Annotated in this window: 22 protein-coding genes and 1 pseudogene; 17 read left to right on the forward strand and 6 right to left on the reverse strand. The window is 71.3% G+C overall.

What is annotated here, in order from left to right:
* Positions 1–672: 672 nt before the first annotated feature.
* Positions 673–2,433: an ABC transporter ATP-binding protein gene (locus tag BMZ92_RS28395; protein ID WP_091513723.1), complete on the reverse strand. Its 1,761-nt coding sequence runs from the start codon at positions 2,431–2,433 to the stop codon at positions 673–675.
* 110 nt (positions 2,434–2,543) lie between these two features.
* Between BMZ92_RS28395 and mshB the strand changes: the two genes are divergently transcribed.
* Genes mshB through BMZ92_RS28410 form a run of 3 tightly spaced genes read left to right on the forward strand, consistent with a single transcriptional unit; the run spans position 2,544 to position 4,349 of the window.
* Positions 2,544–3,293, forward strand: a complete 750-nt coding sequence (mshB, locus tag BMZ92_RS28400; RefSeq protein WP_091513725.1) for an N-acetyl-1-D-myo-inositol-2-amino-2-deoxy-alpha-D-glucopyranoside deacetylase — start codon at positions 2,544–2,546, stop codon at positions 3,291–3,293.
* Positions 3,290–3,652 (forward strand): hypothetical protein, encoded by a 363-nt coding sequence (locus tag BMZ92_RS28405; protein WP_091513727.1) that lies wholly within the window; start codon positions 3,290–3,292, stop codon positions 3,650–3,652. Before mshB ends, BMZ92_RS28405 begins: the two co-directional genes overlap by 4 nt.
* A 1-nt stretch (position 3,653) precedes the next feature.
* Positions 3,654–4,349, forward strand: a complete 696-nt coding sequence (locus BMZ92_RS28410) for a hypothetical protein (protein WP_091513728.1) — start codon at positions 3,654–3,656, stop codon at positions 4,347–4,349.
* On the opposite strand, the gene BMZ92_RS28415 is transcribed toward BMZ92_RS28410, so the two are convergent.
* Positions 4,330–5,109 (reverse strand): site-2 protease family protein, encoded by a 780-nt coding sequence (locus BMZ92_RS28415; protein WP_091513824.1) that lies wholly within the window; start codon positions 5,107–5,109, stop codon positions 4,330–4,332. The genes BMZ92_RS28410 and BMZ92_RS28415 overlap by 20 nt on opposite strands.
* Before the next feature lie 209 nt (positions 5,110–5,318).
* Here BMZ92_RS28415 and BMZ92_RS28420 point away from each other — a divergent pair, with 209 nt between their 5' ends.
* The 3 genes and pseudogenes from BMZ92_RS28420 to BMZ92_RS28430 all read left to right on the forward strand — a co-directional run bounded on the left by BMZ92_RS28420 (position 5,319) and on the right by BMZ92_RS28430 (position 8,247).
* Positions 5,319–5,642 (forward strand): WhiB family transcriptional regulator, encoded by a 324-nt coding sequence (locus BMZ92_RS28420; RefSeq protein ID WP_245783300.1) that lies wholly within the window; start codon positions 5,319–5,321, stop codon positions 5,640–5,642.
* A gap of 189 nt (positions 5,643–5,831) precedes the next feature.
* A pseudogene (locus BMZ92_RS28425) lies at positions 5,832–7,712 on the forward strand (glycosyl transferase); the annotation flags it as partial.
* 16 nt (positions 7,713–7,728) lie between these two features.
* Positions 7,729–8,247 (forward strand): P-loop nucleotide/nucleoside kinase family protein, encoded by a 519-nt coding sequence (locus BMZ92_RS28430; RefSeq protein WP_091513827.1) that lies wholly within the window; start codon positions 7,729–7,731, stop codon positions 8,245–8,247.
* A gap of 5 nt (positions 8,248–8,252) precedes the next feature.
* Here BMZ92_RS28430 and BMZ92_RS28435 read toward each other — a convergent pair whose 3' ends face one another.
* Positions 8,253–8,717 carry a metallopeptidase family protein gene (locus tag BMZ92_RS28435; RefSeq protein WP_091513736.1) on the reverse strand — a complete coding sequence of 155 codons (465 nt, stop codon included), beginning with the start codon at positions 8,715–8,717 and terminating at the stop codon, positions 8,253–8,255.
* 73 nt (positions 8,718–8,790) lie between these two features.
* Between BMZ92_RS28435 and BMZ92_RS28440 the strand changes: the two genes are divergently transcribed.
* From BMZ92_RS28440 to manA, 5 genes are read left to right on the forward strand one after another with little or no spacing between them, the layout of a single operon-like run.
* A complete protein-coding gene (locus BMZ92_RS28440) occupies positions 8,791–9,150 on the forward strand; it encodes a DUF3499 domain-containing protein (RefSeq protein WP_091513828.1) in 360 nt (119 codons plus the stop codon).
* A 56-nt stretch (positions 9,151–9,206) separates the two neighbouring features.
* On the forward strand, positions 9,207–10,562 hold the full coding sequence (locus tag BMZ92_RS28445; RefSeq protein WP_091513738.1) for a phosphomannomutase/phosphoglucomutase: 1,356 nt from the start codon (positions 9,207–9,209) through the stop codon (positions 10,560–10,562).
* Between the two features lie 28 nt (positions 10,563–10,590).
* A complete protein-coding gene (locus BMZ92_RS28450; RefSeq protein WP_091513741.1) occupies positions 10,591–10,797 on the forward strand; it encodes a Trm112 family protein in 207 nt (68 codons plus the stop codon).
* Complete coding sequence (locus BMZ92_RS28455) at positions 10,787–11,875, forward strand: SIS domain-containing protein (RefSeq protein WP_177228907.1); 1,089 nt, start codon at positions 10,787–10,789, stop codon at positions 11,873–11,875. The genes BMZ92_RS28450 and BMZ92_RS28455 overlap by 11 nt, the downstream gene beginning before the upstream one ends.
* A 60-nt stretch (positions 11,876–11,935) precedes the next feature.
* Positions 11,936–13,156: a mannose-6-phosphate isomerase, class I gene (gene manA, locus BMZ92_RS28460; RefSeq protein WP_091513742.1), complete on the forward strand. Its 1,221-nt coding sequence runs from the start codon at positions 11,936–11,938 to the stop codon at positions 13,154–13,156.
* Here the strand turns inward: manA and BMZ92_RS28465 are convergent, their stop codons facing one another.
* The gene (locus tag BMZ92_RS28465; RefSeq protein WP_177228908.1) at positions 13,157–13,627 is read right to left on the reverse strand and encodes an Lrp/AsnC family transcriptional regulator; all 471 of its coding nucleotides are present in this window, start codon (positions 13,625–13,627) and stop codon (positions 13,157–13,159) included.
* Between the two features lie 71 nt (positions 13,628–13,698).
* Between BMZ92_RS28465 and BMZ92_RS28470 the strand changes: the two genes are divergently transcribed.
* From BMZ92_RS28470 to BMZ92_RS28480, 3 genes are all read left to right on the forward strand, one after another.
* Entirely contained in the window at positions 13,699–14,379 is a 681-nt protein-coding gene (locus BMZ92_RS28470) for a DUF2000 domain-containing protein (RefSeq protein WP_245783301.1), read from the forward strand.
* A 265-nt stretch (positions 14,380–14,644) separates the two neighbouring features.
* A complete protein-coding gene (locus BMZ92_RS28475; RefSeq protein ID WP_091513745.1) occupies positions 14,645–15,559 on the forward strand; it encodes a cation diffusion facilitator family transporter in 915 nt (304 codons plus the stop codon).
* 226 nt (positions 15,560–15,785) lie between these two features.
* Positions 15,786–17,291: an amino acid permease gene (locus tag BMZ92_RS28480; protein WP_091513748.1), complete on the forward strand. Its 1,506-nt coding sequence runs from the start codon at positions 15,786–15,788 to the stop codon at positions 17,289–17,291.
* Here the strand turns inward: BMZ92_RS28480 and BMZ92_RS28485 are convergent.
* A complete protein-coding gene (locus BMZ92_RS28485; RefSeq protein WP_143249960.1) occupies positions 17,271–18,140 on the reverse strand; it encodes an LLM class flavin-dependent oxidoreductase in 870 nt (289 codons plus the stop codon). The genes BMZ92_RS28480 and BMZ92_RS28485 overlap by 21 nt on opposite strands.
* Positions 18,141–18,153: 13 nt before the next feature.
* Positions 18,154–20,448: a hypothetical protein gene (locus tag BMZ92_RS28490; RefSeq protein WP_091513835.1), complete on the reverse strand. Its 2,295-nt coding sequence runs from the start codon at positions 20,446–20,448 to the stop codon at positions 18,154–18,156.
* A gap of 92 nt (positions 20,449–20,540) precedes the next feature.
* Between BMZ92_RS28490 and ahcY the strand changes: the two genes are divergently transcribed.
* The 3 genes from ahcY to mtrA all read left to right on the forward strand — a co-directional run bounded on the left by ahcY (position 20,541) and on the right by mtrA (position 23,445).
* Positions 20,541–22,013, forward strand: coding sequence for an adenosylhomocysteinase (ahcY, locus tag BMZ92_RS28495; protein ID WP_091513753.1), 1,473 nt, complete (start codon positions 20,541–20,543; stop codon positions 22,011–22,013).
* 34 nt (positions 22,014–22,047) lie between these two features.
* Positions 22,048–22,695: a dTMP kinase gene (locus tag BMZ92_RS28500; RefSeq protein WP_091513756.1), complete on the forward strand. Its 648-nt coding sequence runs from the start codon at positions 22,048–22,050 to the stop codon at positions 22,693–22,695.
* 72 nt (positions 22,696–22,767) lie between these two features.
* The gene (mtrA, locus tag BMZ92_RS28505; protein ID WP_091513836.1) at positions 22,768–23,445 is read left to right on the forward strand and encodes an MtrAB system response regulator MtrA; all 678 of its coding nucleotides are present in this window, start codon (positions 22,768–22,770) and stop codon (positions 23,443–23,445) included.
* The last annotated feature ends 7 nt before the right edge of the window (positions 23,446–23,452 follow it).

Below are 23,452 nucleotides of genomic sequence, written 5' to 3' on the forward strand. Positions count from 1 at the left end.
CGACAAGGCAGGGCGCCTTTTTCTTTACTACACCCACACCAAAACCACCACCGAGCGACGCGAACGCGAGCGGCCCCAGGCCCCGCTCCTCCCCCGCCTCGATCCCCAGCTGCCTGAGCCAACCGTTAAACACTCAAGGATCGGGGCGGGGGAGGGGCCGCGCGGGCAGGGCGTTCACGCCCGGGGACCCCGGTACCCGGGCAGGCGGCCGGACCAAAGACACAAGATCAAAAGAATGCCTCGCCGGCGGGCAATACCGCTAAGTTAGTACGTTTTACCTGGTCAGGGCGTTACCGGAGGCTCTGTTCAGTCGTTCCCGCCGGTTAGGCGGTTCTCCACTTGAGACAGTCGCCGTTGCGGTTGAGGGGAATCTTCAATTGAGGCAACTGTTCTGTCGGGGTGTGACCGCTCTGTGGGCGACGCCTCCAAACGCCTCTGAGCTGCGGAAACTCGCCTAAACTTAGCGGTATTGGCCGGCGGGCAGGCTCCAGGATGATCGGGGCCCAAAGGGATCTCACCTGGGGTGGGTGGTCGAGTTGAGTGATCATCCCGTCGCCTGCGGTTTGTGCATGGACCACCGGTTTCAGGCGACGGGATGATCACCCAACTCTGGGGTTGCTGCGCGAAGGGCCCCTTCCGCTGGCGCGGAAGGGGCCCTTCGCCGCTCGGCTCTCAGTCGGCCACTGGGGCCAGTTTCCCGGCTTCCCAGGCCGCTCGCCGTTCGGCCTGGAGGACCGGGTCCGCGACCGGGGCGGCCGACAGCAGGCGCCTCGTGTACTCCTGCTGCGGGTTGTGCAGCACCTGGTCCCGCTCGCCGACCTCGACGAGCTTGCCGCGCTGCATCACGGCCACCCGGTCGGCCAGGAGGTCGACGACCGCGAGGTCGTGGCTGATGAACAGGCACGCGAAGCCCAGGGACTGCTGCAGCCCGAGGAACAGGTCCAGCACGCGCGCCTGCACCGACACGTCCAGCGCGGAGGTCGGTTCGTCGGCGATCAGCAGTTGCGGGTCCAGCGCCAGCGCACGGGCGATGGACACGCGCTGCCGCTGCCCGCCCGACAGCTCGTGCGGGTAGCGGTTGCGGTACTGACCAGACAGCTCGACACTGTCCAAAAGCGACACAACACGATCGTTGAGTTGCTTGCCCTGGAACATCTTGTGCAGCACCATCGGCTCGGCGATCGATTCACCGATGGTCATCTTCGGGTCCAGTGTGGACGCCGGGTCCTGGAACACGATGGAGAAGTACCGGCGCAGCGGCCGCAGCTCCTTCGTGGACAGGTTGGTGATGTCACGACCCGCGATCGACACCGTGCCCTGCGTGGGCTTGAGCAGGCGGATCGCGCAGCGGCCGACCGTGGACTTGCCCGAACCGGACTCGCCCACGAGCCCCAGGATTTCGCCCTTGTTGATGTGCAGCGACACCCCGTCGACGGCCCGGTTCTTCGCCTGGCCGCGCTTGCCCGGGTACTCCAGCACCAGGTCCTTGATCTCCAGCGCGGGCGCGTCGGTCTGGATCTGGCCTTCCAGCTCGCTGTCGGACAGGCGGATCTTCTCGTCCACGTCCTCCTGCACCGGCGTCTCGTCCAGCAGGCGACGACCGGCGGGGCGCTGGCCGAGGACCGGCACGGCGGCCAGCAGGCGCCGCGTGTAGTCCTCCTTCGGCGAGGCGAACAGCTCGTGCACCGGGGCCTGCTCGACGATCTCGCCCTGGTACATCACGACGACCCGGTCGGCCAGGTCCGCGACGACACCCATGTCGTGCGTGATCAGCACGATCGCGGTGTTCAGGGTGTCCCGCAGCTTCCGCAGCAGGCCGAGGATCTCCGCCTGCACCGTGACGTCGAGCGCCGTCGTCGGCTCGTCCGCGATGATCACCTTCGGGTCGCACGCGATGGCCATCGCGATGACCACGCGCTGGCGCAGACCACCCGACAGCTGGTGCGGGTACTGCCGGAAACGCTCCTCCGGGCTGGGGATGCCGACCATGTCGAGCAGCTCCACCGCCCGCTTGTCGGCGGCCTCGCGCGAGATGTCCTGGTGCGCGCGCAGCGCCTCCCGGATCTGCCAGCCCACCGTGTACACCGGGTTCAGGGCGCTCATCGGCTCCTGGAAGATCATCGCGATGTCGTTGCCGCGGACCTTCCGCATGTCCTTGTCCTTGAGCCCGACCAGCTCGCGGTCGTCGAGGCGCAGGTCACCGGAGATCTTGCTCGTCTTGGGCAGCAGGCCGAGCACCGACATCGAGGTGACCGACTTGCCCGAACCGGACTCGCCGACGACCGCGACGATCTCGCCGGGCTTGACGTCGAAGCCGATGCCCTTGACCGCCTCGACCACGCCGTCGTCGGTCGCGAAGGAGATCTTGAGGTCCGCGATGGACAGGACGGAACCCGAGGCGGCCAGCCTCGCCGTCGTCGCTTCAGTGCTCACCAAGTGGCCCTTCGTGGGGGAAAACGTTCCACGCTGTACAGCGCAACTTCGCGCGAGGATATCCGAGGATCCCCCGACGAAGGTCGGCAGACTGTAAATATTCTGAATCAGTGCCAAAGCGATTACTGCTGGTCCACGCCCATCCGGACGACGAAACCATCACCACGGGCGGCACCATGGCGCGCTACGTGGCCGAGGGTGCCGAGGTCGTACTGGTGACCTGCACGCTGGGCGAGGAGGGCGAGATCATCCCGCCGGAACTCGCCGGGCTCGGCTCCTGGGCGGCCGACCAGCTGGGCGGCTACCGCTCCGGTGAACTCTCCGCCGCCCTGCGGGAACTCGGCGTGACCGAGCACCGCTACCTCGGCGGCATCGGTGGCTGGCGCGATTCCGGCATGGCGGGCACCCCCGCCGCCGAGCACCCCCGCGCGTTCGCGAGCGGCTCCCTCGAAGACCAGGTGCTCCAGCTGCAGGTGATCGTCGACGAGGTCCGGCCGGACGTGCTCGTGACGTACAACTCCTTCGGCGGCTACGGCCACCCCGACCACATCCGCGCGCACGAAATCACGATGGCCGTGGCCGACTCCGCCCGCCGCGTCTTCCACATCGCCGCCGGCGGGGGTGCCGTCCTGCCGCCCGAGGCGCCGCCGAACGAGATCACCACGACGATCGACATCCGCCCGTACCTGGACCGGAAGATCGCCGCCCTGCGCGCCCACGCGACCCAGGTGACCGTGGACCCGCCCGAGTTCGCGCTGTCCAACGGCGTGCCGCAGCCGATCGGCGAGGAGGAGTACTTCACGCTGGTCAAAGGCCCGCGCGAGGGCGCGGAAACGGACCTGTTCGGAGGCCTGGAATGAGCGTGTTCCAGCGGGTCCTCCTGGTGCTGCTGCTCCTCGACACCGTCCTGCTGGCGACGCTGGAACTGTTCTTCCTGCCGCTGCGCGTCGGCGGCACGGTGCCCCTGCCCATCACGGTGCTGGTCGCGATCGCCACCACGCCGCTGCTGGTCATGCTGGCCGCGCGGCTCGTGCACCCCAAGGCGGCGTTTGCCCCGCTGGCGTTGTGGGTACTGACGATCGTGGTGCTCGGCCTGACGGGACCGGGCGGTGACCTCGTGCTGATCCAGGACTGGCGCGGCCTGCTGCTGATCGCGGGCGGGGCTCTGCCCGCGGCGCTCACGCTCGGCGGCTCGCTCGCCGTGCCGGGAAGGAAGTGACGTGGCCGAAGCCATCTCCGACCGGCAGATCGTCAGGGTGCTGCGCCCGTTCGTCCGCGCGGCGCAACCCGTGCTGCGCGCGATGTGCCGGCCAGGGCGCATCGAAGGCCTAGCCAACGTGAAGCTCCCCGGCTCGGCGGCCTGGGACGCGATGGACCGGCAGCAGCACATCGACTGGTGGATCAACCGCGTGGGCAGGCTCACGTCGCTGGTGACCGCGATCCCCGGCATCGGCGGCGCGCTCGCGGACCGCCTCCCCGTGCAGGACGCGCTCGGCGCGAGCGCGCAGGGGCTGCTGCTGTGCGCGATCGCGGGCGAGCACGGCATCGACGACGTGGGCGAGCGCGTGCGGTTGCTCGCTTGGGTGTTGTTCCAGCGCGACATCGATCCGACGCTCGCCGCGGGCAGGCACGGCGAGGCGGAGGACGCGAAGACCGCCGAGCTCGCCGGGGAGTTCGACGAGCACGACGGCAAGCGGTTCAGCGCGAAAGCGGCGGCGACGACCTTGTGGCGCATGGGACGTTCGCTGTTGGCGGTGTCCGGCGAACTGGAGAAGCGGCCGCGCGGCCGCTTCTACCAGCGTGCGCTCGGGATGCTGCCCGTCGTCGGCATCGCGGGCGACTACCTCGCCGAGCGCTCCGGCCTCAAGCGCGTCGCGAAGCGGGCCGACGCGTGGCTCAGTGGCGCCAGAACATGAACGCGTAGTTGCCCGCGCTGGCGTCGAAGGTGCTGCCGCCGATGGCGCGGAACACGAAGTCCGAGAGGTCCCAGAACACGTTCGCCACGGCGGGCACGGCGAACAGCAACGCGAACAGCGCGAGCGGTGCCCACGGCCGCACCTTCGCGGCGAACTCGCGCGTCTGCGGCGACAGGTACGGCTCGATCGCGCCGAACCCGTCGAGCCCCGGCACGGGCAGGATGTTCAGCACGAACGTCAGGATCTGCAGCAGTGCCAGGTACGACAGGCCGTAGGACAGCCCGTCGGCCATCGGGATGAAGGCCACGGCCAGCGACAGCAGCAGGCCGATCACGAAGTTGCTCAGCGGCCCCGCCAGCGAAACCCAGGACGACGCGGCACGCGAGCGCAGTGCCCACCGGTTGATCCACACCGCGCCACCGGGCAGCGGGATGCCGCCGATCGCGAGCAGGATCAACGGGAGCACGAGCGACAGCACGGGATCGGTGTAGCGCCGGACGTCGAGGTTCAGGTAACCCTTTCCGACTACGGAGTGATCTCCGCCCTTGTACGCCAGGAAGGCGTGCCCGAACTCGTGCAGGGTGAGTGAGGCTGCCCACCCCGCGACTACGAGAACGAAGATCCCGCCGATCACCATCGGGTCTTCGTTCGCCGAGCCGAGGGAGTCCGCGTCACCGAACGCGGCCAGTAGGCCACCCACTACGGTGAGCGCGAGGATGCCGAGGAACACGGGACTGGGTCTGACCGCTGATCGCTGCACGCGCACAGTCTGTCGTATCCGTCCGGGTAGCTGTCGGCGTGTCCCCTTGCGCGAATAGGCATCAGGGTCCCCCGAACTCGCTACTCGGCTTGACCTGGCCGCATTACACGGGTGTAATCACATTGCTGTCATTCGACGCGGCAAGGGGGTGTCGGATGCGGCTTCAACACCGCCAGCCTGGGGAGTGCGTGGAAGCAGAGGAGGCGGAAGTGCGGTTGGAAGCAGACGGAAGGGAATGGGGGCAGGTCGTGGAGTGGGGAGCGAACCCGGACGAGGAACTGGGTGAGCTCATCGACATCTTCGACCCGGCCGAGCCGCCGGAGTGGCAGGACCGCGCGCTCTGCGCGCAGACCGACCCGGAGGCGTTCTTCCCCGAGAAGGGCGGATCGACCCGCGAAGCCAAGCGGATCTGTCAGGGCTGTGAAGTGAAGAGCGAGTGCCTCGAGTACGCGCTGGCCCACGACGAACGCTTCGGCATCTGGGGCGGACTGTCCGAACGGGAGCGTCGCAAGCTCAAGAAACGCGCGGTCTGAAGGAGAAACGAGCTGGGCGGGCTCTGCTCGCGGAGTGCGCTCGCCGCGCTCGTTCCTCGGTGCGCTTCGGGGGTCGAACCCCGAGCCCCCTGGGCCCCGGTGCTTGGTCCTGTTGCGTAGTTTGGTGCGGTGCAGCAGGCGGGAGAGTCGTTGGCAGGGGACCGGGCCGGGCAGTCGTTCAGCCGGAGATTCGCCCCTCCGGCAAGCCTTTTCGTCGTCCTCACCGCGCTCGGGCTGGCCGTCAACGGCGGCAGGCTCGGACTCGATCTCGCCGGCGGGCGGTTGCTGCCCGTCGGTTCGCTGGGCGAAACCTGGTCGACCTACCTCGCGGGCTGGCACCAGACCGGCGGCGGCACGGCCAGTGCCGCGCCCACCTCGCTCGCCATCCTCGGTGCCCTCGGCGCGATCTTCGTACCGCTGGGCGGTCCGCCCGCGCTCGTCGCGGTGCTGCTGATCGGTGACGCACCGCTCGCCGGTTTGTCCGCGTACGCCGCCACTCGACGGCTGCCCGTTTCACGCTGGACGCGTGCCGCTGTGTCCGCCGCGTACGCCTTGCTGCCCGCCGCGACGGCGTCCGTCGCGCAAGGGCGGCTCGACGTCGTGGTCGTGCACATCGTGTTGCCGCTCGTGATCTCCGGAATCGCGGGACTGCTCGCCAACACGGGCGCGCGCTGGCTCTACCGCGCGTCCGCCTGCGCCGTCGGCGTCGCGGTGCTGGGCGCGTTTTCCCCGCTGGCACACGGACTCGCGTTGCTGGGTCTCGTCGCGGGGTTCGTCGTCCTCCCGCCGGGCGAGTCCATCCTGCGCCGCATCGCGTCGGTGGGCATCGTCGTGCTGCTGCCGCTCGCGCTGTTGCTGCCCTGGCCCACGGTGCTGGTCAACCAGCCCGCGTTGCTGCTGCACGGGCTCACCGGTCCCGCACCCGCGCCGCCCGCGGCGGATCTCGTCGGGCTGTACCCGGGTGGTGCCGGAGCGTGGCCGATCGGCGTCGCGTTGCTGGTGGCCGTGATCTTCGCCGTCGCGGTGCGCCCGAGGGCCTTGCTGAGCGCCGGGCTCGCGCTCGTCGTGCTGGGCGCGTGCGGGCTCGCCGTCGTGTTGCTGGTGCCGGTGAAACCGTTGCAGGGCGGGGCGGAAGCGGTCGGTTACACCGGCGTTCCGTTGCTGGTGCTGAGCGCCGGGTTGCTGTGGATCGTGCTCAACGCGTGCGCCGCGGGTACCGCGCTCGCCGTGCTCCCGCGGATCGCCGCGGTCGCGGCGGTCGTCGTCGTGCTCGTACTCGGCACGGGAGCGGTGCTCGCGGGACGCGGCGGGCCCCTGCACTCCGGCGGTGGTGACCGGCTGGTCGCCGCTCAGTCCGACGAACTCGCCCGCACCGGCCGGTCGGTGCTGGTCGTCGGCTCGGGCGAGGAGCCGACGCGCCAGGCGGGCGGGCGGCTGCCGTTGTTCGGAGACGACCAGCTGGCGCTGACCGCCGCCACCCCGGGCCGGCTCACCTCGTGGGAGGCGGCGCTCACGCAACCGTCGACGGGAGCGACCAGAGCGGCCCTGTCCGGGGCGACCGCCGCGGGGGTGCTGTTCGTGGTGCTGCCGCCGGGGCAGACCGCGGCCCCCATCGTCGCGCTCGCCCCGGATCTCGCCGTGGCCGCGCAACCCACCGCCAATGGACGAGCCGTGCTGCGGTTGCTCGCGCCGTCGGGTCAGGTGGTGCTCGTGCCCGCGGCGGTGGCCAAGCAGGCGGTCACGTCCTCGTCGCCGTCGAACACCTCGGGTGTCACGCCCGTCGACGCCGACCTCCCGGACGTGCACGTGCGGGTGTCGGACGGCACCGCGGGGCGGCTGCTGGTGCTGTCGGCCGAGCAGGAGGCCGGCTGGCAGGCGACGGTGAACGGCAAGGCGGAGCCGATCGTCCCGGCGTGGGGCCACCAGGTGGCCGTGTCGGTGCCGCCGGAGCCCTCCGAGGTCACCATCGAACACCCGTCGACGCTGCGTGACGTGCTGCTCCTGGTGCAGGTGGCGGCGGTGCTGTTCGCCGCGCTGACCGCGATCCCCGGCCCGGCCCGCCTTCGATGACGCGACCCTCGTGGTGGTGAGCGGGCCGCCCGGCGCGGGCAAGACCACGCTGGCCCACGCGCTCGCCGCGCGGATCGGCTGCCCGGCGATCTGCCGCGACGAGATCAAGGAGGGCATGGCCCACGCCACGCCCGACCCCGCCCCCGGCCCGCGCGACGAGCTGAGCGTCCGCACCCTGCCGGTCTTCTTCGGCGTGCTGGACCTGCTGCTGCGCGCGGGCGTGACCACCGTGGCGGAGGCGGCGTTCCAGGACCGGTTGTGGCGTCCGGGGCTGGAGCCGCTGCGGGAACTGGCGCGGCTGCGCGTCGTCCACTGCACCGTCGACGCCGAGGTGGCCGCCATGCGCATCCGCCGCCGCCGCGAGCAGGACGCGCGGCGCGCGGTCCACGAGGCGTCCGACCCGCTCGACGCCGCGCAGCAGGCACTGCTCCACGACGCCTTCCAGCGGGTCGCCGTCGACGCGCCGTGGCTGGAGGTCGACACGACCGATGGCTACCGGCCCGGGCTCGACGAGATCGCGGCCTTCGTCCGCTGAGGTGGCTACTCGCCTTCGATGACGTCCGGCTCCACGTTCAGGTAGCCCGCGACCTGCTCGACCAGCACGTCGTGCACCAGCTCGGCCAGCTCGTTCGGGTCCTTCGCGCGGGCCTCCAGCGGCCGCCGGTACAGCACGATGCGGGCCCGCGTGGGCATGCCCGTGCGGTCCACCCCCGCCGGGACCAGCCGCGACAGGGGCACCGACCCGTCGTGCAGCACGCCGTCGGCCTGCGCCTGGCCGTTGCCGCGGACCTCGGGCACGTCGTCCACCGCGACGTCGAGCTTCGTCAGCTGGTCACGCCAGCGGGCCTCGATGGGCTCCAGCGCGTCCAGGACCAGCTGGTCGAACTTCTCCGCCCGGCTCGCCGCCGCGGGCAGGGACGCCGGGTACAGCGGACCGCGCAGGCCGCGACCGTGGCGGTCTCGGCGGACGCGCCGCTGTTGCCGGGAACTGCGAGCGGTGGACACACGAGGAAGGTTACCGCCCCCATCCGGTGTGCCTGCGCACACTTGTCGGTGGGAGGCAGTATCGTCCGTGTTCGTGTCGAGCGTACGAAAGTGTTCGCGGACGGGGTGCCTCCAGCCCGCTGTCGCCACGCTGACCTACGCCTACAGCGATTCGACCGCGGTGGTCGGTCCCCTCGCGACGGCGTCGGAGCCGCATTCCTACGACCTGTGTGAAGAGCACGCGCTCCGGCTGACCGCGCCCAAGGGCTGGGAAGTCGTGCGGCACGAGGGCTCCTTCGCCGAACCGGACCGGTCGGACGACGAGCTGACCGCGCTCGCCGAAGCCGTCCGCGAGGCGGGCCGTTCCGACCGCCCCGCGCCGCCGCCCGCCGAGCCGGACGGCACCTCCGGTCGTCGCGGGCACCTCCGTGTCCTCCCGGACCCGATCTCGTAGCTTCCCCCGGTACGCTTTCCGGCATCCGAACCTGTCGAACTGTCGGGGAGAAGCGCGTGTCAGACCTGTCCGCCATCGTCAAGGCGTACGACATCCGTGGGGTGGTCGGCGAGCAGTTGAACGCCGACCTGGTCCGGGACTTCGGAGCCGCCTTCGCGCTGCTGATCAAGCCCGAGTCCCCGGCCGTCGTCATCGGCCACGACATGCGCGAGTCGTCACCGGAGCTGGCCAGGGCGTTCGCGGACGGGGTCACCTCGCAGGGGCTGGACGTGGTGCTCATCGGTCTCGCCAGCACGGACGAGCTGTACTTCGCCTCCGGCTCGCTCAACCTCCCCGGCGCGCAGTTCACCGCCAGCCACAACCCCGCCCAGTACAACGGCATCAAGATGTGCCGCGCCGGCGCCGCCCCGGTCGGCCAGGACTCCGGCCTCGCCGAGATCCGCGACACCGTCGAGCAGGGCGTCCCGGCCTTCGAGGGGCAGCCCGGCACGGTCACCGAACGCGACGTCCTCGCCGACTACGCTGCCTACCTGCGCGAACTCGTCGACCTTTCGGGCATCCGGCGGCTGAAGGTCGTCGTGGACGCGGGCAACGGCATGGGCGGGCACACCGTGCCCACCGTGTTCGAGGGCCTGCCGATCGACCTCGTGCCGATGTACTTCGAGCTGGACGGCAGCTTCCCCAACCACGAGGCGAACCCGCTCGACCCGAAGAACCTCGTCGACCTGCAGGCCAAGGTGCGCGAGGTCGGGGCCGACGCGGGGCTGGCCTTCGACGGTGACGCCGACCGCTGCTTCGTGGTCGACGAGAACGGCGACCCGGTGTCGCCGAGCGCGATCACCGCGCTGGTCGCCACGCGTGAGCTGGCCAAGGAGCCCGGCTCGACGATCATCCACAACCTGATCACCTCGCACGCGGTGCCCGAGATCGTCACCGAGCACGGCGGCAAGCCGGTCCGCACGCGCGTCGGGCACTCGTTCATCAAGGCGGAGATGGCCCGCACCGGGGCGATCTTCGGCGGCGAGCACTCGGCGCACTACTACTTCCGCGACTTCTGGCGCGCCGACACGGGCATGCTCGCCGCGATGCACGTGCTGGCCGCGCTCGGCGAGCAGGAGCGCCCGCTGTCCGAGCTGACCAGCGAGTACAAGCGCTACGAGGCCTCCGGCGAGATCAACTCCACGGTCGACGACCAGGTCGCCCGGCAGCTGGCGGTCAAGGACGCCTTCGTCGCCCGCGAGGGTGTCATCACGGACGAGGTGGACGGGCTGACCGTGCAGCTGCCCGACGGCTCGTGGTTCAACCTCCGCCCGTCCAACACCGAGCCGCTGCTCCGGCTCAACGTCGAGGCGCCGACGAAGGAAGCCGTGCAGGCGCTCACCGACGAAGTCCTCGCGATCGTCCGTGGTTGACCACCCGATCGCGTGGTAAGGAGAAGATATGGCTCTCGCGCTTGACCCGCAGCTGCTGGAGATCCTGGCGTGCCCGTCGCCGGACCACGCCCCGCTGCGCCCCGGCACGCCCGACGATGCCGACGCGGACGCGCTGACCTGCACGTCGTGCGGGCGCGTCTACCCGGTGCGCGACGGCATCCCCGTCCTCCTGCTCGACGAAGCGACCCAGCCCACCAGCGCCGATGGTGCTTGACGACGCGCTCCTGGACGACCCCGCGCGGCTGGCGGAGGCGGACACCACGGGGCTGCTGCGGGCCGCGGCGATGGCGGGCGCCCAGGTGCGCTCCACGACGGAGCTGGCTGCGGACATCGAGCTGGCCGACCGGCTCGACGTCGGCAGGCCGCGGGCGCTCGTGCTGGTGGTCCGGCCCGGTGTCGGCCGGGCGCTGACGAAGCTGCTCGCCGCGTTGCTCGCGCCGTCGTGCCCCGTGCCGGTGGTGATCTCCGACGCCGTGCCCAGCTGGATCGGGGCGCTGGACGTCGTGTTCGCCCACACCGACGACCCGGCCGACCGCGAGCTGGCGGCAGGGGTCGAACGGGCCGCCCGGTTCGGCGCGGGCGTCGTGGTGTCCGGCCCGCAGGAGGGGCCGGTAGCGGCGGCCATCGCGGGCAAGGGTGCGCTGCTCACCCCGCGGATCCCGGTGCCGCCGGAGCTGACCTTCTCCCGCGGCCTGGCCGCCGGGTTGCTCACCGCCAACGCGCTCGGCCTGCTCGTCGCCGACGTCGAGGCGCTCGCCGACCAGCTCGACGCCGAGGCCGAACGCGGGCACCTCGGCCGCGACTCGTTCGCGAACCCGGCCAAGGCGCTGGCGCTGCGGCTGGCCGACCGCGTGCCGATGCTGTGGGGGCTGGATCCCGCCGCCGTCGCGGTGGCCGAGCACGCCGCCTACGAGCTCGGTGCCTACGCGGGCATGGTGTGCGACGCCGCCCACTACCGGCAGGCGCTGGCCCGGCCGGCGCTGCACCGCGCCGCCGTCGTGAACTCCGGTGAGCAGGACATCTTCGCCGACCCCGACTTCGACGACGTGGGCCCGAAACCGCGCGTGCTGCTGCTCGCCGTGCACGGCGGACCGACCGCGGACGCGGCCCGGTACGAGGCCTCACATACCCTTCCCGGGGCCGGAACCATCGCTCCCGGGGACGAGATCCCCGGGGACGAGCCTGTGCGCGCGGGCGTGCTCGCGCTACGGTTCGAGCTGGCCGCCGTCTACCTCGGGCTCGCGGCGGGAAGCTTGGGCGGAGCCGGTCACTACGCGCCGGCCACGGCGTGACCCCGAGCCTCTGGACGAAGAACAGCGCCCCCGACGGGGCGCCGAGGAGTTGAGAACACAGTGGAGCTGCTCCGCAATGCCGTGCGGCCCTACGCGTGGGGTTCGCGGACGACGATCCCGGAGCTGCTGGGCCGCGAGGTGCCCGCGCCGCACCCGGAAGCCGAGCTGTGGATGGGCGCGCACCCGGGAGACCCGTCGCACGTGGTCGGGCCGGACGGGAGCGAGCGCAGCCTGCTGGAGCTCATCGAGGCCGATCCGCACGCCCACCTGGGGCCGGAGTGCTCGCAGCGCTGGAACAACCGGCTGCCGTTCCTGCTGAAGATCCTCGCGGTCGAGGAGCCGCTGTCGATGCAGGCGCACCCGTCGGCCGAGCAGTCGGCCGAGGGCCACGCGCGCGAGGAGGCGGCGGGAATCCCGCGCGACGCGCCGAACCGCAACTACCCGGATCCCACGGCGAAACCCGAGCTCGTGTGCGCGCTGACGGAGTTCCACGCGCTCGCCGGGTTCCGCGAGCCGGAGCGGACGATCAAGCTGCTGCGCGCGATCGAGACGCCGGGGCTGGCGAAGTACACTGAACTGCTGGCCGCGCAGCCCGACCCCGACGGCATGCGGGCGCTGTTCACCACGTGGATCACGCTGCCGCAGGCGATCCTCGACGAGCTGCTGCCCGAGGTGCTCGACGCGTGCGTGCTGCACGTCAAGGACCACGGCGAGTTCGACACCGAGTGCCGCACGATCCTGGAGCTGGGCGAGGCGCACCCGCGTGACGCCGGCGTGCTGGCGGCGCTGCTGCTCAACCGGCTCACGCTGAGCGCGGGCGAGGCGATCTACCTGCCAGCCGGGAACCTGCACCTGTACCTGCACGGCACCGCCGTGGAGATCCTGGCCAACTCGGACAACATCCTGCGCTGCGGGCTCACGCCCAAGCACGTGGACGTGCCGGAGCTGCTGCGCGTCGTGGACTTCACCTGCTGCGACATGCCGGTCCTGTCCGGCGAGCCCAGCGACTGCGGCGCCGTCTACCACACGGACGCGCCGGAGTTCGAGCTTTCGCGCTGCGACTGGGCCGCGGGCGAGCGGGGCGACCTGCGCGTCACGACCGGAGTGCCGCAGATCCTGCTGTGCACCGCGGGCCGCGTCCTCGTCACCGCGGACGACGGCAAGGAGCTGGAGCTGGGCCGCGGCCAGTCGATGTGGCTGCCCGCGTCCGATCCCGCCGTGCGTGTCCGGCCGGTCGGCGAGGGCCGCACGCAGCTGTTCCGCGCCACGTCCGGGCGGTAGTCACTTCTTCTTGACCGGCGTGATCACGCGCGGCCGGATGTGCTCGTAGACGACGCTCGTGCGCACGTCGGCGACCTCCGGCCGCTGCGTGAGCCGGTCGATGACGAACGCGTACAGCGCGTCGTTGTCCGGCACCGCGACGTGCACCAGGAAGTCCTCGCCGCCGGAGACCACGAACACGCCCACCGTCTCGGGTAGCAGCGTGACCCACTCGCGGAACGCCTCGATCACCCGGCGCGACGGCGGCCGCACGCGCAACGCGATGAGCGCCTGCACCGGTCGGCCGATCTCCGCGAGGTCCACGTCGAGCAGGAAGCCGCGGATGATGCCCCGCTCGCGCATCGACCGCACGCGCTCCAGCGACGTGGAAGGGGAAACCCCGGTCGCGGCGGCGAGTTCGCGGTTGGTCCGCCGTGCGTCGCGCTGCAGTTCCCGCAGAAGTGCCTGATCTAGTTCGTCCAACTCGGCCATGCCCGCTCCTTCGTCGAATTAAGTTTGGCGCTGGTGGATCTCTGCTACATCTTTACCTAGCTTCTGCGGACGTGAGCACAGAACATCAGGAACTACAGGCGTTGATCGAGGCTGACGTTCGGCGGGGCGCGGGCACGCGCACGGCGAAGGTGAAGTGGGTGATCGTCGCCGACCAGTCGCTCGGGCCGGGGCTGGTCGCCAACGCCACCGCGTGCCTGGGCGCGTCCGTGGCGGCGGTGTTCCCCGGCCTCGTCGGCGAGCCGGTCGAGGACGGCTCGGGGCAGGCGCACCCGGGGCTGCCGTGGAGCGGGTGCTCGATCCTCGGCGGCGATGCGGCGAAGGTGCGGGAGATCCGGACGAAGGCGATGAGCAAGGAGGGGCTGTTCGTCGCGGACATGTCGAAGCACGCGCAGGCGAGCCGGAACTACGAGGAGTACCGCGCCGCGGTGGGCGGCGGCGAGGAGGCGGACCTCAGCTACTACGCGGTGAGCCTCGTCGGGCCCCGCAACAGGTCGACAAGCTGGTCGGAGGCCTCCCACTGCTGCGGTGATCCCCGGGGGTGGTTGGGGGTTGTCTGGGGGTCGGCCGGTGCGCCACGGTTTGGCTGTGGTGGCTCGGCTTCGGGGTGGCGTGGGAAGCGGCCGCGCCTGCCGGATCGGGGCCTACCGGCCGCGCCGATAGGGTCTGGGCGCTTCCTGGCCGATTCTCCTGCCTGTCGTGGCCTGTGGGGAGGCCTCGCATCGCTGCGGTGATCCCCATGCTGCGCCGGGATGCTTGCCGCGACGGCGGCCCGTCCTGGCGAGGCCGTGGCGGCTCGGCTCCGGGATCGGGTGGGAACCAGCCGAACCCCGCCGATCCGGGCCTACTCGCCGCGCCGTCGATCGGGCCCGGGCCGCCTCCTGGCCGATTCTCCGGTCCCTCGCGGCCTGGTCGGAGGGCCTCGCGCTGCCGCGGTGATCTCCGGCCCCGTAGGCTGCATCCCGGACATTTCGGGAGATCGGACCTCAGGGAGTCAGCGTGTCGGCAGGCGGGGGAACCAAGGCGATTCTCGCGGCGCTGGGCGCCAACGCCGGGATCGCGGTGGCCAAGTTCGTCGGGTTCCTGTTCACCGGGTCGTCGTCCATGCTCGCCGAGTCGGTGCACTCGCTCGCCGACACGTCCAACCAGGGGCTGCTGCTGCTCGGCCAGCGCACGTCCCGCCGGCGGGCGACGCGCGAGCACCCGTTCGGCTTCGGCCGGGACCGGTACTTCTACTCGTTCATCGTGGCGCTGATGCTGTTCACGCTCGGCTCGGCGTTCGCGCTCTACGAGGGCATCCACAAGGTCGAGCACCCCGAACCGCTGACGTCGCCGCTGGTCGCCGTGGTCATCCTGGTCGTCGCGATCTGCCTGGAGGGCTACAGCTTCTTCACCGCGATGGGTGAGTCGCGCAAGATCAAGGGTGACGTTTCGTGGTGGGGCTTCATCCGGCAGTCCCGTACGCCGGAGCTGCCGGTCGTGCTGCTGGAGGACACCGGCGCGCTGCTCGGTCTGGTGTTCGCGCTGGCGGGCGTCGGGCTGGCGGAGCTGACCGGCGACCCGGTGTGGGACGGTATCGGCACCATCGCGATCGGCTCGCTGCTCGGGGTGATCGCGATCATCCTCATCGTCGAGATGAAGAGCCTCCTGATCGGCGAAGGCGCCACGGAGCAGCAGCTCGACACGATCTGCACCGAGCTGGCGGCGGGCAAGGTCGAGCGGGTGATCCACATCCGCACGCAGTACCTCGGCCCGGAGGAGCTCCTCGTGGCGGCCAAGCTGGCCCTCGCCCCGAACCTGACGGTCGCCGAGGTGGCCCAGGCCATCGACGACGCGGAGGCCCGAGTGCGGGCGAAGGTGCCGATCGCGCGGCTGATCTACCTGGAGCCCGACCTGGACCGGCAGCCCGCCTGATTCGCGGGGATGGCCGTCGTGGATGGAGCGCCGAGGCGGCCGACGTGGGGCGGTGGGGGCACGTCTGGCAGCCAGACAGGGGCCCGTCCGCCTGATCCGCGCGGGCCCACCGCCTGAAAACCCGACCCCCGCCCCGGACCGGCCCCCGCCTGATTCGCCGCTTTCACCCTGCCGGGTTAAGGTGACCAACCAGACCTGAGATCCAGGTGACCGGGAGGAGCGTACCTTGCCAGGCAACGGGTTGTGGCGGACCAAGTCCATCGAACAGTCCATAAAGGACACCGATGAGCCGGAAACCAGACTGCGTCGCAACCTCTCCGCGTGGGACCTGACGGTCTTCGGCGTCGCGGTCGTGATCGGGGCGGGGATCTTCACCCTGACCGCGCGCACCGCGGGCGACTACGCCGGGCCGTCGGTGTCGCTGGCGTTCGTCTTCGCCGCGATCGCGTGCGGGCTCGCCGCGCTGTGCTACGCCGAGTTCGCCTCGACGGTCCCCGTCGCGGGCAGCGCGTACACCTTCTCCTACGCCACGTTCGGCGAGTTCATGGCGTGGGTCATCGGCTGGGACCTGGTGCTCGAACTGGCCGTCGGCGCGGCGGCCGTCGCCAAGGGCTGGTCGGTCTACCTCGAGACCGTGCTCGGCTACCTCTTCGGCGACGGCGCGAAGACCACGTTCTCGATCGGCGGCCTCGACGTCGACTGGGGTGCGTTGCTGCTGGTCGTCGTGCTGGCGACCGTGCTGGCGGTGGGCACGAAGCTGTCCTCGCGGGTGTCGATGGTGATCACCGCCGTCAAGGTGCTGATCGTGCTGTTCGTCATCGTGCTCGGGATCTTCTACATCAAGGGCGCCAACTACTCCCCGTTCATCCCGCCCGCCGCCGGCAGCGGGTCCGGTGAGTCCGGCGTCAACCAGTCGCTGTTCTCGCTCATCGCGGGCGGCGCCAGCAGCTCGTTCGGCGCGTTCGGCCTGCTCGCCGGTGCCTCGCTGGTGTTCTTCGCGTTCATCGGCTTCGACATCGTGGCCACGACGGCCGAGGAGACGAAGAACCCGCAGCGCGCCGTGCCGCGCGGCATCTTCGGCTCGCTCGCGATCGTCACCGTGCTCTACGTCGCCGTATCGCTCGTGGTCGTCGGCATGGTGCCCTACACCGACCTCGCCACCAAGGCGGGCGACGGCAGCCACAAGACGCTGGCCACCGCGTTCTCCGCGAACGGCGTCGACTGGGCCGCCAACGTGATCTCCGTCGGCGCGCTCGCCGGCCTCACCACGGTCGTCATGGTGCTGATGCTGGGCCAGGTCCGGGTGCTGTTCGCGATGTCGCGCGACGGCCTGCTGCCGCGCAAGCTCGCCCGCACCGGCCGCAACGGCACCCCCGCCCGCGCGACGCTCCTCGTCGGCGCGCTCGTGGCCGTCGCCGCGACCTTCTTCCCCGCCGACAAGCTGGAGGAGATGGTCAACGTCGGCACGCTGTTCGCGTTCGTGCTGGTCTCGGCGGGCGTGCTCGTGCTGCGGCGGACGCACCCCGACCTGCCGCGTGCCTTCCGCGTGCCGTGGGTGCCGGTGATCCCCGTGCTCGCGATCCTCGCGTGCCTGTGGCTGATGCTGAACCTCACCGTGCTCACCTGGCTGCGGTTCGCCGCCTGGATGGTGCTCGGCGTGGTGATCTACTTCGCCTACGGACGCCGCCATTCCCTGCTGGGACAGCGGATGTCACAGGACCAGGTCGGCTAGACGGTCCACTTCGGACACGTCGGCGAGCGTCGGGGTGAACGTCAGCTCGTTGCACCCCACCGACTCGAAGTCCCGCAGGATCCCCCTGATCGCCGAGGGCGTGCGCACCGCGCCCTCGGCGATCGTGTTCGCGTGGTCCCCGGCGTAGGCGTAGTAGGAGCGCAGGTAGCGGTCGGAGTCGTCGGCCCTGCTGTCGTCGGCGGAGAAGTACGCCAACCCCAGCAACCGCGGCTCGCCCTCGCGGCCCGCGTCCTGCCACGCCTGCCGGATCTCCTTGATCGTCGGCTCCGCGCGGCGCGGACCACCGCCGGCACCCGTCCACCCGGCGCCCCACCGCGCGGTCCGCCGCACGGCCCGCTTGCCGTGCCCGCCGATCAACACCGGGACGTCCTCACCGGGAGGCGCCACCGGCCGCTGCTCGCCGGGGAAATCGCCCGTGGCCACCGGTTCGCCGCGCCAGGCCCGGTGCAGGAACTCCAGCTGCCGGTCGAAGGCCGCGCCCCGGCTCGCGAAATCACGCTCGGCCGGCAGGTAGTCGGACTCGCGGGCACCGACACCGAGACCGAGGGTGAGCCTGCCGCCGGACAGCTGCGCGACCGTCATGGTGATCTTTGCCAGCACCGCGTCCGGGTACGTCGGGCCCAGCACGGCGTTGGTCATCAGGCCGAGCCGGGTGGTCGCGCCCGCGACCGCGGCGAGCGCGGTCAGCGAGTCGTACGACGGGTAGCCGACCCGGCCGATCGTGGACACGAACGCGAAGCCACGCTCCTCCGCGCGCCGCGCCCAGTCGAGGATCAGCGGGCCGGTGACGCCGGGGACGGTGTTGGGGATGCCGATACCGATGCGCATGATCCGACTGTCGTCACCGCGCGACACCGAGGTTGAACCGGGGTAGGTCGGGGAACAGCGGCACCTGCTCGCCGAACGGGCGCGACGCGGGCCGGCCGGGGAACTCCAGCCCCGCCGCCATCGCCACCGCGCGGTCCCACTCCGGGTCGACCTCGTAGTCCGCGTGCCCCAGCACCCCGGCCGCGTAACGCCGGGTGCCCGCCGGGTTCGCGATCGGGTCCGGCAGCCAGTGGTCGCCGCCGAGCACGAGCGCGCCGGTGGGGCCGGACAGCGCGGGGGCGAGGTCACCGACCCCGCCCTCGGGCAGGTAGCCCACGCCGCGCAGCTCGCCGTCCACGACCTCCTGCCGCCACGTGGTGACGCCGCCGCCGAGGATGTCCGTGCCGCGCGCGAGCCCGCGCCAGCGCCCCTCCAGCTCACCGAAGAGCCGGGCCAGCGAGTCGCGGGACAGCACCGCGGGGAACGCCCGCTGGTAACCCCACTGCAGCGGCGAGCCCGCTGTGAGCAGCCCGACCCGGGTGCGTTCGCCTTCGGGCAGCGCGTGCACGAGCCGCGCCGCCGCCAGCACCGCGAGCAGGCTGCCGATCTGGTGCCCGGCCAGCACGACCCGCGTGTTCGGCTCGGCGAGGTGCTCCTTCGCCCGGGCCGCCAGCTCGGGCACGACCTTGAGCGCGTAACACGGCGGCACGACCGGGTGGGCGGCACGCGGCCAGAAGCACACGAGGTCCGCCAGCGCGCCGAGGTGCCTGTTCCGCCCCGGCTTGCGCGCCGCCGTGTACACCACCCGCAGCAGCCCGACCGCCAGCGCGCCCAGCGCGAACACCCCCAGCGCGGACAGTGGTTCGAACCAGCCGGGCCGGACCCGCAGGACGAACCGGACGACCAGCAGCGCCGCGGCACCGGCCGACATGCCGAACACCACCCCGAACGCGAGGTGGTGCAGATGCCGCCGCTCCCACGCCGAACGCGCCCACGCCGCCGCGGCGCGGGGCTGGTCGGCGGGCTCCTGCAACAGTTTCACGGCCTCCGGCACCCCGCGCCGACGCCGCCGCAACGGCACCGCCACGGCGAATCCGAGCACGCCCAGCACCGCGGCGAGCGCGAGCCCGCCGCCCCACAACACGGTCACCGGCGTGTAGCTGTCGGGCAGCCGAAGCCAGGACACGCCGGTCAGCCTGCGCACGCCGATGGCGAGCCCGGCACCGAAACCGCCGCCCAGCAACACCGCGAGCGCGAGGACCGGCGCCGCGGCCCAGCCGCCCAGCCACGGGCGCAGGCGCTTCGGCTGCTCCCGCCACGTGCGGCGCGCCACGAGCGCAGCCGGGACCAGCAGGACCGCGAACAGCACCGACACGAGCAGCAACGCGGCCCCGAGCGCCTGCACGGTGGCGTCGGAACCCGCCGGCAGCGCGGGCCGGAACGCGGCCACCGCAGCGAAAACCAGCACCGCGAACGTGAGCAGCCCGCCGCGTGCCCAGCGCGGCAGGGAACTCCCCGTGCCCGCGAGGACCAGCGCCACCAGCACCACGGCGAGCGCGCAGCACCAGACGACCAGCTCGCCGACAGCGTGCGGCACGCGCAGCGGCCCGCCCAGCGCCAGCAGCACCACGGTGGCCAGCGCGGCCGCGGTGTGCAGGCTGCGCAACGTCGGCGAATCGAGCCCGTCGCGCACCGCGTCACCGGGCAGGGGACCACGCCGGGCGGGCGGGTCCTCGCACGTCACGGTCCACCGGGTGCACGAGATCCGGTACAACACGAAGATCACCACGGCCGCGGGCACGAGCCCGGCGACCGTCCGCGCGACCTGACCCCGCAGCCCTACCGGCACCGAGGGCAGGCAGGCCGAGCCCGGCGACAGGCACTGCGTGGCGAACAGGTCCAGCGACAGCACCGCGAGCTGCCCGACGAGCAGCATCGTCAGCAGCAGCCCGGCCACCCGCAGCAGGCTGCGGCACAACCCGCCCAGCGCGGCGGCGCTCCGGCTGCCCTCCGGTACCGGCGGCAGCATCCAGAAGGCCACGTTCGAGAGTGAGAAAGGGAACAACAGCGCCCACGCCGCCTTCGCCGCGCCGCCCGACGTCATGCGGCCCCACAGGTATCCCTCCAGCGTGCGCGGCACCGACCGGCCCAGCGCCTGCAACACCGGCCCCGGCGCCGGGCGGCGCAGCCGGTCGGACGGGCGGATCAGCGTGCCGACCCCGTCGCCCGCGACCTCGACCGTGCTCACCACGTCCAGCAGCGCCTCCCCGCCCGTGCCCGACAGACCGGGCACGCGCAGCTCGACGACGCGGGTTTCCGGGCCGGGGATGGGCACGTGGACGCCTCCTTCTTCGAGGGTGTTCGCGGCTGAACGGACAACGGTACTGTTCAGGGGTCGCCGATTCTTGGAGGAAGTGCCTTATGACCCCCGAAAGCGTTGCCAAGCGGCACGACACCCGCAACGGGGTGGAGTTCGCGGTGGCGGATCTGGAGCTGGCCGAGTTCGGCCGGAAGGAGATCCGGCTGGCTGAGCACGAGATGCCGGGGTTGATGGCGTTGCGCCGCGAGTACGCGGAGGTCTTCCCGTTGCGGGGGGCGCGGGTGTCGGGGTCGCTGCACATGACGGTGCAGACGGCGGTGCTGATCGAGACGCTGGTGGCGCTGGGCGCGGAGGTGCGCTGGGCGTCGTGCAACATCTTCTCCACCCAGGACCACGCGGCGGCGGCGGTGGTGGTGGGCCCGCACGGCAGCGTCGAGGCCCCGCAGGGGGTGCCGGTGTTCGCCTGGAAGGGCGAGTCGCTGGAGGAGTACTGGTGGTGCACCGAGCGGATGCTCACCTGGGACGGCGAGGGTCCGAACATGATCCTCGACGACGGCGGGGACGCCACGATGCTGGTGCACCGGGGCACCGAGTACGAGGCCGCGGGCGTGGTGCCGCCGGCGGAGGAGGACGACCCCGAGGAGTGGCAGGTCTTCCTGAACCTGCTGCGGGAGTCGCTGGCCGCGGACGGGCAGAAGTGGACCCGGATCGGGCAGGGTGTCCGCGGGGTGACGGAGGAGACCACGACGGGTGTGCTGCGGCTGTACCAGCTGGCGGCGCAGGGCAAGTTGTTGTTCCCGGCGATCAACGTCAACGACTCGGTGACGAAGTCGAAGTTCGACAACCGCTACGGGATCCGGCACTCGCTGATCGACGGCATCAACCGGGGCACGGACGTGCTGATCGGCGGCAAGGTCGCGGTGGTGTGCGGCTACGGCGATGTGGGCAAGGGCGCGGCGGAGTCGTTGTCCGGGCAGGGCGCGCGGGTGATCGTGACCGAGATCGACCCGATCTGCGCGTTGCAGGCGGCGATGGACGGCTACCAGGTCACCACGCTGGAGAAGGCGCTGCCGGTGGCCGACATCGTGATCACCACGACCGGGAACAAGGACGTGGTGATGGCCGAGCACATGGCCAAGATGAAGCACCAGACCATCGTGGGCAACATCGGTCACTTCGACAACGAGATCGACATGGCCGGCCTCGCCCGCTACCCCGGCATCCGGCGGATCAACATCAAGCCGCAGGTCGACGAGTGGGTCTTCCCCGATGGTCACAGCATTCTCGTGCTGTCGGAAGGCCGCCTGCTGAACCTGGGCAACGCCACCGGGCACCCGAGCTTCGTGATGTCCAATTCCTTCTCCAACCAGGTGATCGCGCAGATCGAGCTGTTCACCAAACACGAGGAGTACGACAACGAGGTTTACCGGCTGCCCAAGAAACTCGACGAAAAGGTCGCCCGCATCCACCTGCAGGCACTCGGCGGCGAGCTGACCAAGCTCACCAAGGAGCAGGCCGAGTACATCGACGTGGACGTCGAAGGCCCCTACAAGTCCGAGCACTACCGCTACTGAGGTCCCCCGGCCCACGCCCCGTACCCTGCGGGGCGTGGGCCGACTGGTAGTGATCGAAGGGCTGGACGGGGCGGGCAAGCGCACCCTGACCGAGGGGCTGACGAAGGCGCTGCACGACCTCGGCAAGACCGTCTCGACGCTCGCTTTCCCGCGCTACGGCGAAAGCGTGCACGCCGACCTCGTCCGCGAGGGGCTGCACCGCGAGCACGGCGACCTCGGCGACTCCGTTTACGGCATGGCCCTGCTCTACGCGCTCGACCGGCGCGGCGCCGCCGCCGACATCCAGCGCGGCCTGGCCACCTCCGACGTCGTCCTGCTCGACCGGTACGTCGCCTCCAACGCCGCCTACGGTGCCGCCCGGCTGCACCAGGACGCGGACGGCGAGTTCGTGCGCTGGGTGCGTGAGATCGAGATCGGCCGCTTCGGCCTGCCCTCGCCGAGCACCCAGCTCCTGCTGCGCGTCAGCCCCGAGGTCGCGGCGGAACGCGCCGAACGCCGCGCCCGCACCGAAGCGGACCGCCCGAAGGACTCCTTCGAAGCCGACGACGACCTCCAGGTCCGCTGCGCCCGTGTCTACGACCAGCTCGCCGAGCGGTCGTGGCTCTCGCCGTGGCACGTCGTCGACGGAACGACCGGCACCGATACGGCCGCTCTCGCCCTGTCACTCGTCCATCCGGAGTAAGCTGCCGCGATCTTGGCAGCCAGATGCCGGGTCGGACGTTCCATCCGGTGTCCGTAGTGCGAACATGTGCACCTGAAGGCACGTGTCCTGGTGGTCGACGACGACCCTGCGCTCGCAGAGATGCTCACCATCGTGCTCCGTGGCGAGGGATTCGACACCGCCGTCGTCGCCGACGGTTCCCGAGCGCTGCCCGCGCTCAGAGAGCTCAAACCGGATCTGGTCCTGCTCGACCTGATGCTGCCCGGGATGAACGGCATCGACGTCTGCAAGGCGATCCGCGCCGAGTCGGGCGTGCCGATCGTCATGCTCACCGCCAAGAGCGACACCGTCGACATCGTGCTGGGGCTCGAGTCCGGTGCCGACGACTACGTGGTCAAGCCGTTCAAGCCGAAGGAGCTGGTCGCCCGCGTCCGCGCGCGGCTGCGCCGCACCGAGGCCGAGCCCGCCGAGTCGCTGTCCATCGGCGACCTGACCATCGACGTGCCGGGGCACGAGGTCACCCGCGAGGGCAAGGCCATCCCGCTCACCCCGCTCGAGTTCGACCTGCTGGTCGCGCTGGCCCGCAAGCCGCGCCAGGTGTTCACGCGCGAGGTCCTGCTCAAACAGGTCTGGGGTTACCGGCACGCCGCCGACACCCGCCTGGTCAACGTGCACGTCCAGCGCCTGCGGTCGAAGGTCGAGAAGGACCCCGAGCACCCCGAGGTCGTGCTGACGGTCCGCGGTGTCGGCTACAAGGCCGGCCCGCCGTAAAACCCCG

Source organism: Amycolatopsis sacchari (assembly GCF_900114035.1).
In the GTDB taxonomy this organism is placed as follows: domain Bacteria; phylum Actinomycetota; class Actinomycetes; order Mycobacteriales; family Pseudonocardiaceae; genus Amycolatopsis_E; species Amycolatopsis_E sacchari.